General features: G+C 36.7%; 14 protein-coding genes. 9 read left to right on the top strand and 5 right to left on the bottom strand.

The annotated features are described in order from the left end of the window. The 3 genes from QZ576_RS21970 to QZ576_RS21960 form a co-directional block, all read left to right on the top strand. The coding region (locus QZ576_RS21970; protein ID WP_297101619.1) for a glycoside hydrolase family 30 beta sandwich domain-containing protein at positions 1–1,134 on the top strand (1,134 nt) is incomplete at its 5' end. A gap of 11 nt (positions 1,135–1,145) precedes the next feature. Continuing rightward, on the top strand, positions 1,146–2,480 hold the full coding sequence (locus QZ576_RS21965) for a DUF5121 domain-containing protein (RefSeq protein ID WP_297101617.1): 1,335 nt from the start codon (positions 1,146–1,148) through the stop codon (positions 2,478–2,480). 118 nt (positions 2,481–2,598) lie between these two features. Beyond that, a complete protein-coding gene (locus tag QZ576_RS21960) occupies positions 2,599–4,080 on the top strand; it encodes a glycoside hydrolase family 30 protein (RefSeq protein ID WP_297101616.1) in 1,482 nt (493 codons plus the stop codon). A 229-nt stretch (positions 4,081–4,309) separates the two neighbouring features. Here QZ576_RS21960 and QZ576_RS21955 read toward each other — a convergent pair whose 3' ends face one another. From QZ576_RS21955 to QZ576_RS21945, 3 genes are all read right to left on the bottom strand, one after another. Further along, a complete protein-coding gene (locus tag QZ576_RS21955) occupies positions 4,310–4,759 on the bottom strand; it encodes a helix-turn-helix domain-containing protein (protein ID WP_297101614.1) in 450 nt (149 codons plus the stop codon). Between the two features lie 10 nt (positions 4,760–4,769). Then, entirely contained in the window at positions 4,770–5,102 is a 333-nt protein-coding gene (locus QZ576_RS21950) for a type II toxin-antitoxin system HigB family toxin (protein ID WP_297101612.1), read from the bottom strand. Positions 5,103–5,167: 65 nt separating this feature from the next. Then, positions 5,168–6,418 carry a site-specific integrase gene (locus QZ576_RS21945; protein WP_297101610.1) on the bottom strand — a complete coding sequence of 417 codons (1,251 nt, stop codon included), beginning with the start codon at positions 6,416–6,418 and terminating at the stop codon, positions 5,168–5,170. Between the two features lie 472 nt (positions 6,419–6,890). Here QZ576_RS21945 and QZ576_RS21940 point away from each other — a divergent pair, with 472 nt between their 5' ends. The 4 genes from QZ576_RS21940 to QZ576_RS21925 all read left to right on the top strand — a co-directional run bounded on the left by QZ576_RS21940 (position 6,891) and on the right by QZ576_RS21925 (position 9,351). Further along, complete coding sequence (locus QZ576_RS21940; protein WP_297101608.1) at positions 6,891–8,099, top strand: site-specific integrase; 1,209 nt, start codon at positions 6,891–6,893, stop codon at positions 8,097–8,099. A 68-nt stretch (positions 8,100–8,167) separates the two neighbouring features. Beyond that, positions 8,168–8,683, top strand: coding sequence for a hypothetical protein (locus QZ576_RS21935; protein ID WP_297101606.1), 516 nt, complete (start codon positions 8,168–8,170; stop codon positions 8,681–8,683). A gap of 4 nt (positions 8,684–8,687) precedes the next feature. After that, the gene (locus QZ576_RS21930; RefSeq protein WP_297101604.1) at positions 8,688–9,137 is read left to right on the top strand and encodes a nucleotidyl transferase AbiEii/AbiGii toxin family protein; all 450 of its coding nucleotides are present in this window, start codon (positions 8,688–8,690) and stop codon (positions 9,135–9,137) included. Between the two features lie 28 nt (positions 9,138–9,165). Beyond that, complete coding sequence (locus tag QZ576_RS21925; protein ID WP_297101602.1) at positions 9,166–9,351, top strand: hypothetical protein; 186 nt, start codon at positions 9,166–9,168, stop codon at positions 9,349–9,351. 340 nt (positions 9,352–9,691) lie between these two features. On the opposite strand, the gene QZ576_RS21920 is transcribed toward QZ576_RS21925, so the two are convergent. Together QZ576_RS21920 and QZ576_RS21915 are read right to left on the bottom strand one after the other, a co-directional pair. Then, complete coding sequence (locus QZ576_RS21920) at positions 9,692–10,723, bottom strand: nucleotidyl transferase AbiEii/AbiGii toxin family protein (protein WP_297101600.1); 1,032 nt, start codon at positions 10,721–10,723, stop codon at positions 9,692–9,694. Beyond that, a complete protein-coding gene (locus tag QZ576_RS21915) occupies positions 10,713–11,333 on the bottom strand; it encodes a DUF6088 family protein (protein WP_297101597.1) in 621 nt (206 codons plus the stop codon). The genes QZ576_RS21920 and QZ576_RS21915 overlap by 11 nt, the downstream gene beginning before the upstream one ends. A 567-nt stretch (positions 11,334–11,900) precedes the next feature. Between QZ576_RS21915 and QZ576_RS21910 the strand changes: the two genes are divergently transcribed. Both QZ576_RS21910 and QZ576_RS21905 read left to right on the top strand, forming a co-directional pair. After that, a complete protein-coding gene (locus tag QZ576_RS21910) occupies positions 11,901–13,472 on the top strand; it encodes a tetratricopeptide repeat protein (protein WP_297101596.1) in 1,572 nt (523 codons plus the stop codon). A 387-nt stretch (positions 13,473–13,859) separates the two neighbouring features. Continuing rightward, the gene (locus tag QZ576_RS21905; protein WP_297101594.1) at positions 13,860–14,780 is read left to right on the top strand and encodes a DUF6624 domain-containing protein; all 921 of its coding nucleotides are present in this window, start codon (positions 13,860–13,862) and stop codon (positions 14,778–14,780) included. Positions 14,781–15,033 lie beyond the last annotated feature (253 nt).

The following is a 15,033-nucleotide window of genomic DNA, read 5'->3' as shown; positions in this document are numbered from 1 at the left end:
ATGGGCTACAGTTATGTTCGTATTTCAATCGGTTGTTCCGACTTTTCGCTTAGCGAATACACCTGTTGCGACACCGAGGGAATTGAAAACTTCGGCCTTACTTCGGAAGAAATCGATTACGTGATTCCGATCTTACAAGAAATTCAGGCCATTAATCCTGATCTTAAAATTTTGGGATCGCCATGGACCAGCCCACGCTGGATGAAGGTGAATAATCTTACCGATTTGCAACCATTCAACTCGTGGACGAGCGGTCAGTTAAATCCGGCGTATTATGCCGATTATGCCACGTATTTTGTAAAGTGGATTCAGGTTTTAAAGGAATACGGAATCGAGATTTACTCGGTTACCCCACAAAATGAACCGCTTAACAGAGGTAACTCCGCTTCGTTGTACATGGGTTGGGAAGAACAACTTGAATTTGTGAAAAACAACCTGGTGCCGGCTTTTAAAGCTGCATCGTTGAACACAAAAATTTATTTGTTCGACCACAATTACAACTACGATAACATGGGCGCGCAGAATGATTATCCGGTTAAAATTTACGACGCAGGAGTTGACGAAGATATCGTGGTCGGTGCCGCTTATCACAACTACGGAGGAAACAAGGAAGAGCTTTTGGATATTCACGAAAAAGCTCCCGAAAGAGAATTGATTTTCACCGAAACATCTATCGGTACCTGGAATGATGGCCGTAACCTGCAAAATCGTTTAATCGAAGACATGCGCGAAGTGGCACTGGGAACCGTAAATAACTGGTGTAAAGGAGTAATTGTGTGGAACCTGATGTTGGATAGCGACAGGGGCCCTAACCGCGAAGGCGGATGCCAGACTTGCTATGGCGCGGTGGATATCGACAGAGCCAGCTATTCATCGATTACGCGTAATTCGCACTATTACATTATCGGCCATTTGTCGTCGGTTGTTAAGCCCGGTGCAGTGCGTATCGGTACGTCAGGTTTTTCTGATGCCGGATTTTACTACTCGGCATTCGAAAACACCGACGGAACTTATGCTGTGGTATTATTAAACAGCAATTCGGCTTCAAAAATGATAACACTCGACGATGGCACCAATCACTTCAGTTACGAAGTGCCTGCCAAATCAGTTATTTCATACCAATGGAAAAAATAAAAACTAACGCAATGAAGAACTTAAAATATTTCATATTAAGCATTTTGGGTTTGGCTGTTTTGTCGTGCTCCGACGATATCAGCGAAATCGAACCGGCGGGAAATCCCGTTATGGAAATTGAAAACCAATTCTCCGATGTACATTTCGGCGATGTGCTTCCGTTTACTGTTTCGGTTAGCGACGAAATTTCGCTATCGACACTAACTGCCATTCTTTATTTTGGTGAAGAAGAGGTGGAAAGAACGACAATTCGCACGAAAGAAAATGGTGAATATTCAGGAACAATTGAAATTCCTTTTGAGAAAGATATTCCTGACGGAACAGCCACACTAGAGTTTGTATTGCTCAACACAACAATGAATAGCAGTATTGAAACTTTTGATGTGCCGATTATGCGTGCGCAATACCCTTACCTTATTTTGGTAAGCGAAAACGCATCGTACCCAATGTTGCCAACCGGCGAAGAAAATGAATATGCAGCTACGGAAGCATTCCCGTCAAACGATTTGTCGGCCTACATTAAAACGCCGGTGGTTGATGATAAAGGGAGTGAGATCGTATTTGGTTGGGAAGCCGGTGCGGTTACAAACGGAGTTTCTACAAATATTCCTTTTGTAAGCCCTGTGGGTGGAACTTACTCGGTAACATTTAACACCAAAACATACGAGGCCGGCCCATTCTTCGAAATCCTGCTTAACGGTGAGAACATGAATATGGTTGATAAAAACAACTATCAACTTGATGTTGAGCTGACGCAAGGGCAGGAGGTAAGCATTCAAGGACTGGGAAATATTGCCGACTGGTGGATCGATGCTGATTATCTGACCACGCAGGAAGCCGGCTTGTACACTTTTGTTCCTATTACAGGGAAATACCGTGTAACGGCTAATCTGGAGTTGAACTATTTCAGAATTGAGGCATTGGATGGAAACGCTCCTGCAGCATTAAACGCTGATGGAACGGGTGCTATCTGGGTGATTGGTGATAACGTTGGAAAACCTTCGTTAACCGATAACACAGTTGGCTGGACGCCTGAAAATGGCTTGTGTATGGCACCAATTGGCGATAAAAAATATCAGCTCACTGTAGTTGGAGGTGAAAACATCAGCACCGACGCTATCAACTTTAAATTCTTCCACCAAAAAGGTTGGGGCGGAGAGTTCGGAGGAGATGCCATTTCTACATCAAGCGATATCGTATTTATTGGCGATGGCACAAATGGCCGCGACAGTGGTAACCTCGGATTAGTAGATGGAGTTACACTGGAAGACGGTGCGACTTATGTATTTACTGTTGATCTTTCGGCAGGAAACGATCAGGCAGTTTTAACGGTTACAAAAGAATAAGAGAGAAAAGGTAAATATACAAAGGTTGTGGGCTTCCCGGGAGGGAAGTTCCGCAACCTTTTTTGTTAGACGTTTTTTGACATTTCGCAATACAATGTTGGGCGAATAAAAGAAGAGAATGATGAAGAATATTTTGAAAACAGTGGTTGGTGTTTTTGCTGTATCGGGTTTATTTTTTGCCGGATGCACAAACAATGAAGCGAATAAGGGTTTGGAACAACCGCCGGTAATTGTAAATCCCGAAAAAGTGAGCGTGTATGTAACTGCAAAAGATACCAATCTTCGCTTAAATGCAATTGGCGAATTCAGCTTGCAAACTGGCAGTCAGCCTTTGGAAACACAACCTTTTGTTCTGATTGATCCGGCAAAGCAGTTTCAAACCATCGAAGGAATTGGGGCGGCTTTAACCGATGCGTCGGCCGAAACATTTTATAAAATGCCGAAAGATGTTCAGCAGGATATTCTTACTGCATTTTTCGATTCAGAAAAAGGAATCGGCTATAACTTTTCGCGCACAAATATTGCCAGCTGCGATTTTTCAAGCGCATCTTACAACTATGTGGAGAAGGATGATTCACTTCTAACTACTTTCAGTGTTAAGCACGACGAAGAATTCCGTATCCCTTTTATAAAAGAAGCGATTGAAGCGGCTGGTGGAGAGTTGAAAATGTTTGTTAGCCCGTGGAGTCCTCCGGCCTGGATGAAAAGCAATAATAATGTTTTGAAGGGTGGAAAACTGTTGGAACAGTTTAAGCCGGCATGGGCGAAGTATTACGTGAAGTTTATCGAAGAGTACGAAAAACGCGATATTCCGGTTTGGGGACTTTCGGTACAAAACGAACCTATGGCTGTTCAGCGTTGGGAATCGTGTGTGTACACTGCCGATGAGGAACGCGATTTTATAAAAAAATATCTTGGGCCGACTTTACACAGTAATGGAATGAGCGATAAAAAACTGATTGCCTGGGATCATAACCGCGATCAGGTTTATCAGCGTGCAACAACTATTTTAAGCGATCCTGAAGCTGCAAAATATGTTTGGGGTATTGGCTTTCACTGGTACGAACCCTGGACCGGTGGTGACATGCAGTTTGAAAACACAAAACTGGTAAACGACGCTTTCCCTGATACCAAACTTATTTTTACCGAAGGTTGTGTTGAAGCGTTTGATATTAATCGGGTTGATGACTGGGCTTTGGGCGAACGTTATGGCTATTCAATGCTGAATGATTTTAATAGTGGAACTGTTGCCTGGACCGACTGGAACATTCTGCTGGACGAAACCGGAGGCCCAAATCATGTAGGGAATTTATGTTTTGCACCAATACATGCAAACACTCAAACAGGAGAGCTGATCTATACCAACAGTTACTATTACATCGGGCATTTTTCGAAGTTTGTAAAAGAAGGAGCCAAAAGAATAGCAACATCATCGAGCCGAACAGATTTGCAGGCAACTGCTTTTGTAAATCCAGATGGTTCAATTGCTGTGGTTGTGTTAAACCGGTCTGAAGAAAAATTCAACTACCAATTGATGGTCAATGGCAAATCAACCGCTCTGGAAAGTTTACCTCATTCAATAATGACTGTTACCTTATAGATTCGTTGTCTTTAAGTGCCAAGTAAATTGTTTAAATACAACCGTGCAGCATACATTCAAGGTTGCTTAAAGAAGCTAAAAAGCAATAAAGTTGATAGTTATGGCTTCCGGATTAGCTCAAAAAGCTGTTGATTATATTCTGGATCATCAGGATTCGAATCAGAAACCGGTTCTTCCTGAGCCTAAACAGAAGAAAAGTAAATCAGCTTCTCTTTCAATGAATTTCTGATTATATGGCTAATGAAGCCCCCAAATCTTTTTTTGTATTCATTAAGCTGGCGTCACGAAATTGCCTGTTAATTTCGTTTTTAAGTTTGTATGGACGATTAAAGGCTTCCTGTGAAACCTGAAAATTCTCGGATAATTTACGAATCGTTTCTTTCGATAGACCTTTTTGGTAATTCAGAATCTTTGAAACTGTTCCTTTCGACAATCCAAGGAGTTTTGCCAATCCAACTGCTTTCATGTTATTCTCTTCCATTAATGACTTAATGAGTTGAACAGGATCCAGATCATTAAAGGTACTGTGTTCCGAATCCCATTTCTCAATGAGAAGGGTCAACAATTCGATTTCATCATCAAGGGCAGGGGAGGCCTTCAATAAAAGATTCTCAAGGATATTGCAATAGTTGTTGTACTGTTCTTCAGTTTTTATTACTGTATATTTTAAAGCTTCCATGTCTCTTTCATTAATAGATATCTACCGAATACTGTTCTTCATTATTACAGAGCTTGGTATAGATAGCATGCGTACCAATCCATTTTATAAACAGATGTACTTTCTGCTTCCCAAAATAATATTGACAGATAATCCGGTATTTGTTACCACCAATATTAAAAACAACTCTGTTTGATCCTTTTCCCAAAATATCAGCAGAATTAAATGTCCTGACAATATCCAGGGGACTATTCCAGTCAGCTCTTTTCACAATCGATAGCCAGGTTTCAAATGCCTTTTTACTTTGGACATTATCACGTACATAGTTCTCGATTGACTGTACTTTTATTAAATGAACTTTCATTGTTCTACTTGACAAAGTTAATAAAAGTTTCACAAAGGGAAACCTTTGTTTTAGATACATCTAAACTATTTGGATTTCCTTTTTTTAGATCTCTTTCCAGATAACTTTTCTTCAAGATTGGCCATGTCATCACTTATTTTCTTCTCTACCACCTTTGCATAAATCTGTGTGGTTTTTAAATCAGTATGTCCTAACATTTTGCTGACGGATTCGATAGGAACACCATTCGTAAGCGTTACTGTGGTTGCGAAGGTATGTCTGGCAACATGAAAAGTCAGATTTTTATCAATTTCACAGACATCTGCAATTTCTTTGAGGTAGCTGTTTAACTTTTGATTTGAAATATTTGGAAATATTGTTCCTTTATTGACGGAACGAGGATGGTCTTTGTACTTGTCGATTAAGACCTGGGCCAGGGATAATATTGGAATTCGAACTGGTGTTGTAGTTTTTTCTCTTTGGGTAATAATCCATGTCATTCTGTCAATGCCTATTCTGATGTTATTTGGTTTAAGGTTCATGACATCGATATAAGATAATCCGGTATAACAACTAAATACAAATAGATCTTTAACATACTGAAGGCGTTCAATCTTGAATTGTTTCTTTTTGATGGTATCCAGTTCCAGTTGAGTTAGAAACTCCCGTTCAACACGTTTAAACGACAGGCGATAGGCTACAAATGGATCTTTGTCAAGCCATCCAAGTCTCACGGCTAGATTGGTCATTTTTCGCAATCTTTCGATATGTTTCATTACCGTATTGTTTCCCATTGGTAAATGATGATCTTCCGGCTGGTATTTTCGCAGGAAATGTTCGAAATCAGTAATGAACTTGTAATTTAATTCTACTAGGTAGATATCATTGCGTTTGAATTTCTGCGTCAGAAACTTCTCGATATACTTTTCGGTAGTTTTGTAATTTTTTAATGTTCCCCACCTCAGGTTCGAATCCATTCCGGTATTGTGATATTCAACCAGTCCTTTAAGCGTTTCTCCTGAATCTTCAACTCCCAAAAATTTGTTTTTAATTGCTTCAGGAGTTACTATCTCTTTGTTGATGACCAGTTCCTGGTAGCACTCAGTAAGTTGAGACCTGATCTGTTCTAAATAAGAGTTAAGCTTACCAATTTCAGAGGACTTGCCTTTTGCCATTCCTCGGCCATTATTCCAGTTATCGACATGAATTCTTTTCTTAATTGAGATTTCAGCCCGTTCTCGATTTACTGTTACACGGGCATAAATAGGAGCTTTGTCGTCTTTAATCCGATGCTTGCGGATCACAAATTGAATTCCAAAAGTGTTAATCTTCTTCATAATTTTTAATGTTGTTTAGTTCTGGTTCACTTTTGGTTCACCAGAAAATGTTAAAACTGGTTCCAAACTGAACTAAACGGTACCAAAAACTACGATTATAACCTTTTGAATAATAGGTGATTATGTGTTTCTGGTGAACCAAATCTAAAGAATATTTTGGTTCACCGTATTGTTCACATAAACAATGGTTCTAGATGGTGTATTTTGACATCGTAAAAACAAAAAAGCCTGCAAATCATCTGATTTACAGGCTTTTGGTGGATTTTGATTTTCCACTTCGTCGGGATACCAGGATTCGAACCTGGGACCCCCTGCTCCCAAAACATTTAAAATAGATTTCATTTAATTTCATATGTTGCCTTATGGTCACATAGTCAGGTAGTTGCTAATTTTTTATTTGTTCTTAAATTTCATTTATTTACCTTTAAATGTCCATTTGTTGTACCTATGTTGTACCCAAAAAATGATGTAAATGATTAGTTTTAAGAATGTTCTGAGAAAGAAAAAGCTATCTTATGGTAAATATCCTATTTATTTGCGTATTTCCAAAGATCGTAAGACTATATTTTTTCGTACTCCGTACACTGCGGATACGAAAGAATGGGATTCGAAAAAAGGAATATTTAATCAAAATGCTGCAAACTATTTAAACAAAAACAGGGTATTACTAAAGTTAATTGACCACGCTACAAGTGTGGTTACAGAGCTACAGCAAAATAAGAGAAGCTATACCTTAACCGATATCGAAAGGGCCATTCGGATCGAATCTAATCCGGCATATCAAAATGTTTATAAATTTTGGGACGAATTGATTGACGAAATGATAAAGGCCGGAAGGACCGGCAATGCACAGGTTAACCGCGATACCTACAACTCGGTTAAAAAATACCGTAAGAAAAAGGTATTGAATTTTAACGATATCACGCCGACTTTCCTGGATAAGTATGAAGTGTATTTAAGATCGAGAAATGGAACAGATGGTGGAATAAGCGTACGAATGCGGACGCTAAGAGCTTTATTTAATTTTGCAATAAAAAGAAGCTTGATTAAACCAGATAACTATCCTTTCAAATCATATCAAATTTCGAAATTAAAGGGGAGAGGAGCAAAAAGAGCCTTAACTTATGATGATGTAGTAAAAATTGTTAACCAAGACTTGGGCGAGCATCCTGAATTAGTCGATGCAAGAAATTATTTTGTTTTCAGTTTTTACACTCGTGGGATGAACTATGCCGATATGATGAAACTTGAATGGAAGGATGTGATTGACGGCCAGATTTATTATACGCGTTCAAAAACCAAAGCAAATTTTAGAATTAAAATCCTGCCTCCTGTTCAGCAAATTTTGAATTATTATAAAGAACATCAAAACGGTTCTAAATACATATTTCCGATTTTACTTAAAGACAAAATGTCGCCTACGCAGATAGAAAACAGAAAGAAAAAGACTTTAACGAGGTATAACCAAAAATTGAAGGAAATTGCAAAACTGTGTAAAATCGAAAAGAATGTATCAAGCTATGTTGCCCGGCATAGTTATGCCAACAGTTTAAAGCAGAAAGGAATTTCTACCGATATTATAAGTGAATCAATGGGGCATCAAAATCTGGCAATTACCCAGGCCTACCTGAAAGAACTTGATAACTCGCTTGTTGATGAAGCAATGGAGGTATTATTGTAACATGTTTTTTTAAAAGTACATGATCTCATGTGTAAACAAATTTGTTTATATTTGCAAACGTAATTATCATGAGCACTATAGAAAAAAATATCACGCTTTTAAAAGGGATACATCCGGGGATTATCCTTGAAAGGGAGTTGAAAAAAAGAAAACTTCCCAAGCGGCGTATTGCGTTATCTATTGGTGAATATCCTCAACTTTTGGGGGATATTACCAAAGGAAAACGTCGCATCAATCCGGCACTATCCATAAGACTGGGTGATGCTTTGGGTATTGATGAAAGCTTTTTTGCTGTATTACAAGCTTATTACGATATTGAGCAACAAAAGAAAAAACAAGCCCTGAATGACCGGCCCAATTTAAAACTTCTACGACCTGTTTTGTTCTGGGATACTGATATAAATTCAATTAACTGGGAAAAGAGCAAAGTAAGTGTAATAAAGCGCATTTTTGAGCGGGGTAACGATCAGGAGATTTCCGAGATAATGCGTTTTTATGGGAAAAAGGAAGTACAAGCCATCTTAGCCCACATCTCAAAACGTTCCTCAGTATTGGAAAGCAACATCAAGAAATATCTTCAGTGAGTAAATGATCAGCCAATTAAAATACAACACTGTAAAGTCACAGCTACGCTCAATTTTGTCGTGGTTGATGGCTGAAGAACTTTTCACTCCTTTTCGTCTGGTAGGAGGTACTGCCTTAAGTTTGCAGTTAGGGCATCGTGAATCTGTTGACATTGATTTGTTCGCCGATACTCCTTACGGTGAGATTGATTTTGAGGTAATTGACAAGCACCTTAAAAATACTTTCGAATACGTTGATTCTCGTGAAGGTCAGGTTGCAATGGGTAAATCATATTTTATTGGCAATTCAGCAGAAGACTGTATTAAGCTCGATTTGTATTATACCGATCCTTTTATTCGTCCCGCTTTGGTGATTGACAATATAAGGCTTGCCACCCTCGACGAGATAACAGCAATGAAGGTCCGATGTTGTGAGCCGTGGAGCCAGAAAAAAGGACTTTTGGGATCTACATGAGTTGTTAGATTTCTATTCAATCCCTCAAATGATTCAGTTGCATGAAGAGCGTTATCCGTACTCACATGATGCTGATGAAATAACCATAAACTTTACCAGTTTTGAAACAGCTGATAATGATTTTGAACCGATTTGCTTAAAAGGTAAATATTGGGAACTCATTAAGCTGGATTTTGTTGAGGCAATAGAGACCTTAAACAATGAAGAATCTTAGATTCAATTCGTTCTCTTTTATTTTCTCTTAGTGTCGGTATATATTTCGGAGTGGGAGAGTGCTCCCATTCAAACCCGTAAACACCTCCAGCAACATTTTCGGAAAATTTTCAAAAGGAAAAGAAATAAATAATGAATGGAAAAGACGGAAGTGTTGATGCAGGATTTCAAAAAGTTTTAACCGAAGTATACGAGGTTAAGTCTTTTTGAAATTGGCTTTGTGTGCAGGCGGCAATTAACTCTTCCGGTTTTGGAATGAATGGCTTTATGTCGGAAGCTTTTGAAAACCCGGGGGGCTTGTTTTTCGAAAATGTAAGTATTTTGTGAGAGGGGTTGCGAACTTAGGGCTTTGGAAACTTGACATTCATCTTCCATTCCTGCTTATTGATTACATTGGCAATGAAATCCTGAATCACATTTATCATTTTCTCAAATGATGGAGAATCACCATAAATCATCTGTTCCTGCATAGTTTTGTAATCTGCTTCCCATGCTTTGATAAATTTGGGGATTGGAACTGGATTAATAGTTTGTGGCTGATGCTGATTATAATCAACCCCACCGACTCTAAAGAAAGAACGCCGGTGAACTACAATCGTTTCATAAAGCTCTTTATCTTTTATGGCATTTTCTGCATAACCACGATTAATTAATTGAAATACATCGTAAAGGTGACGGCTCAATCTATCCACTCTGATTCTGTCATGAGGGCGTTGAAATTCTTCGTGTAACAAAAAGATTTTCTCCAAAAAAGTACGTTCCGGAATTGCCGTTGGAATATTTACAGGTATTCCGGTAAATTCAGCATCAGCATAATGTTCATCAAGTAAAGAACTAAAAGCTTGCACCTGATTTGGTTCTTTTAATGAACTGCTGCTAATTTCCAGAAGAACTCTTGGTTGTATGTAGCCCGGATATTCAATAACATTCGGATAAAAAACTTCAATCTTTGCCGGATCTGAGTCACTGGCTTCAGGTTCAAGATAGTTTAGAGTTACGTCGTTTAATCCATTTGCTTTTAGTTTTTCCTCTAACTCGGGCGCAAATGAATCGGCAATAAATTTCCCGGTTTTTTGCCTCAGCTTTTTTATTTGAGTCCGGGAAAGCTCTCCCCCATAACCAAGATAGCTTCTATCAAAAGCCAGGTCTATGTCTTCCGAGAATCGTTCAATTAAGCCCCAGGCTTTACTTAAAGATGTACCGCCTTTAAAAATCAAATACTTTCCCAATTCCGTTTGAAAGATGGCCGATAAGGTTTGTACAACCCACCAATCTTTTTCCACAGCATAAGGAGTCATACCTCTTTCGTCTGCTATTTGTGTATAGGCATTTACTTTCGTCTGGGTAGGTATTTCGTACCATTTATTGGTCATTGTTTATTGTTTTTGTGAGGGCATTTCGCATTATTACTCTTATCCATTCGGGTGCTAATTTTATGTCATGTTCCAAACGGTAACGATCCTCCTTTTTTAGATGTTCCAATATAATCCGTTTTTGGCTTTCAGTAATATTATCCTTTCCCAGTTCTTTTAATGCCTGAATAGCTAAACCACTAATTTTTCCGATTGCTGTCAGGTTTTTAGGGCTGGTCTTTTTGAAAACGATTGTACGTCTTCCAACATTTATTTTACGTGCAGCACCATCTGTCAGATAGATTATATTCATTGGAACTTGAGTTGACAACCCAAACGCATTTAACGCCAAAACTCCTGTTGGAATAACTCGGGCCTTATCTTTTTTCGCAATAGCTTTTGCAATGGCTTCAGCCCCTGGCTTCACCGGCCCTAAAATAGGATCCTTTTCCAACCGGGCATAAATACCCCTTGCAACTCTTGAAATTTCTTCTTTCTCAACAAGGCGTTCCAAGGCTTTAGAAATAGTTTTATAATTTCCAAAACGCAAAAAATCCTCAACAAAAAACAGCGCACCCCCTCTCGCTTTCTTTATTTTTGTTAAAATCTGTATTTCAGAGCTTTCGGTCATATGAGTCCAAGTGTATTGTCGCAAATTTAGTAAATATTTGCGACAAGAATGTACAGTGTCTATAATTATTCATCTCCTTTCTTCTATTGGATCAAGTGTTGATGTGGGATTTCAAAAAGTTTTAACTGTAGCTTACGAACTTAAACGAGATCATTTCCACAACCAAAACAATAATAAAAAGAGAACACTTTCAACCTTATTGTGGCTATGTGTATCAGAAACAGAATGATAATAAAAAGTGCTTTTACAGTCTTTGATAAAAATCTCTATTCTGAATTTATATACCTATGCAATAAATGTATCAAGTCATGCTTTGGTTTACAAATGGATGAAAGTCACATATAGCTTTTTTTCTCCTTTTTAAATCTAACATTCAGATTATTTGTTGTTTGCGAAATTATCGATATAGCTTTTTACAAAAAATATTTAATTCAAAAGTTTTTTTGCATCTTTAAAGTATTACTAAAATACCTTAGACATATGTACCTAAAAATAATCATCTTATTTCTTTTTAGTTCATTATTAATTGTCTCCTGTCAAAAACTGAAGCTTGAGCCTATAATCGATATGGCAGAGATCATTATGGAGCAAGATCCTGACAGCGCATTAGTAATACTTGATGCATTTACTCATGCACATAAGAAAAAGAAAGAATTATACTATAAATACCAACTGGTAAAAATTCAGGCAAAATATAAATGCTATAAGGATATTTCAAACGACACTTTAATTTTTACAATACGAGATTACTATTTCAATAAAAACAATACAGCAAAAGTAGCCTTGGCGGCTTATTACAGTGGAAGGGTTTATCAGGAACAAAAGGATTATGAGAATGCACTTATACAGTTTTTTGATGCAAATAAGTATTTAGAACAAAGTGGCAACCTTAATTTAAAAGGTCTGTGCCAAAATGCTATCGGCGATATTTACAGTATGCAACTTCTGAAAGAAAAGGCCATAATTTATTATAAGCAGGGTAAGGATTATTTTCATCAGGCTGAGGATTTTAAAAATGAGATTATCACCTGCAAGTTAATTGGAAATTGTTTATTAATTCTGGAGAAAACAGACAGTGCATTTATTTATTACAACGAAGCACTTAAATTAGCCAATACATATAATTATAACGATTTGGAAGCTTCTATTCGAATGAATATTGGCGTGGCACATCTTGAAATAGAAAACTGGAAGAAGGCTGAACTATATTTTAATGAAGCTATGGAGCATTCTGTAGATTCTGTGAATTACACAAAATTGGCAACAAACTTTGCAAGGTTATATGAGCTTCAAGGAAAAAATGATTCAGCGATTGTTTTTTTACAAAGAGCTTTGAACTATCTGCCACTGGAACGAAACAACTATGTTGCTGCCAATATCTACAAAACATGGTCAGCAATTGAAGAGAACAGAGAAAATTACAAAAACGCACTAAACAAATACAGGCTATATAATAAACATCTTGCACAAATTATTACGGATAACAAAAACAGCGCTATATTGGAAATCAAGGAAAAATACAATCTTCAGCTTGTTGAGAATCAGAACAAACAGCTTTTAATTGAACGACAACGACTTTTACTCTTATTCTTATTGCTTTTTATACTACTTACTATTCTCATTTTCTATTTGTCAAGACGTTCTGTTCAAAACAGAAGAAAGCTCAATGAAACCGAGCAGAAAGTTCGTCAGTTGACTAAGCTGGCCCGGAGTTTTAATGATAAAGAAGAATCCTTCCGTAATGTTTTAATCCGTCATTTCGACATTATAAAAAAAGCGGCTTTAATTGAGGGATATCTTAAGGAAGAAGAAAGAAAGAGAGGAGAACCATTTTTGAGGAAATTTAATGAAGTGGTATATGGCAAAAAAAAGCTCAATTGGGAGTTACTATATCAAACGTTAAATAATTTAAGCAACGGGTACTTCGAAAAATTTAAAATCAAATTTCCTCAACTTGATGAATCCGAATTTCGAATTTGCTGTTTAATCAATGTTAATTTTAACAACACTGAAATTGCCATTCTCCTAAATTATAGTATAAATACAGTTCAGGCGAAAAAGAGTATCATAAGAAAAAAGCTCGGAATAAAAACCTATGGAAATATCAATGATTTTATGAAAGAAACCATTCCGAATTAAACTAATAATGTGCTTTTATGTATTTAAGTTCTTACAAAAAGCTATATGAGAGTGGGGCTGGCAGAATTGCATACAATTGATTTATAGTTAACTACGTTTTTACACCTTTAGTAAAAAGCTATATGTACATGGAATCTCCTTGCCTAATTTAAAGTACGCTTTTAATTTCACCCCATCATTTTAACAGACACAAAATCATGAACATAAATTTCGACAAACTTTCAGATATATTAGCACTAAAGGAGTTTAAACAATTATGGGCTATTAATAATGACAAAATTGAGAAATGCAAAGATTGTCAATTTCGGTATATGTGTTTAAGTAATTCAAATATCGAAAGGAAGAATGATAAATATTTTAAGACAGATAAATGTAAATTCGATCCATATGAAAATAAATGGAATTAATGCAATATACCTTGGTGTTCTTCTCATGTCATTATTGATGAATAGAATTAATGCCCAAGAGATAAATGATTATCCAGATATTAAAAGTTTGGACCTAAAAGCAGATAGTCTGAAATCAATTCATGAATTCAAGAAAGCAATTAATTACCGTAAAGATATCTTTAACCTCAATGATACTATTACATCAAACCTTTATGAACTTGCTGCTTTAAACTCTTTGATTAAGAATAATGATCTAGCCTTTTATTATCTGAGAAAGGCTACAAAAATAGACTCCTCCATTATTTGTTTATCCAACCCTGATTTCTTTTTCATAATATCTGATAAAAGGTGGCAAAAACTAAAAAGTGAACAGTTAAAGAAACATGACAATTTTGAGAAAATAACAGATAAAGAATTAGCAGGAACTCTAATTGATATGCTAATTAGAGATCAGTCCTATTATATTTTTATAGATGATTCAAAACCAGACATCTCCGAAAGATATTGGACGATTAAAGACAGTTTAAATGAAATAAATATAGAATTGTTAGATTCTATTGTCATTAGTAAAGGATGGCCTAAAAGATCAGAAGTTGGCGATAAGGCCAGTTTGTCAGCATTTTTAATAATTCAACATTCTACATTGCAAAAACAAGAGTTTTATTTAAAAAAACTAAGACGTGCGGTTAGGCAAAATGAAGCAAGGAAAAAGCACCTTGCACTTTTAACTGATAGAATAAGGATTCAGCAGGGTAAGAAACAAGTATTCGGGACACAAGTTGGATATGACGCTGAAAAACAAGAATATACGTTCGGTATTGATAAAATAAGAAATCCTAACAAATTAAATAGGAGAAGGCAAAAATATGGTCTAGAGCCAATTGAAGAATATTTGAAACAATGGGATATTGAATTCTAAAAGCTGTGTCTTATATGTCCGGCAAATGATATTTTTATTTACGTATTAAATCCCACATAATAGACTGTACTCGGAAGATATTCATTAAAAGGGTATGTGCAAATCAACAAAAAACCTATATAAAACCAATTGTGATCAATGCCTAAGTGATTAGTATTCAGACGCAAGTGTTTTTTGTCTTTTTTAAAAAGTTATATCTGAGTAATAAAGGATTGCAATAAGTAATAATGATAGTTAGATTTGAACTACATAT

Origin of the sequence: uncultured Draconibacterium sp. (assembly GCF_913060805.1) — a bacterium.
In the GTDB taxonomy this organism is placed as follows: Bacteria; Bacteroidota; Bacteroidia; order Bacteroidales; family Prolixibacteraceae; genus Draconibacterium.
This window is presented reverse-complemented; position numbering and strand designations above follow the sequence as displayed.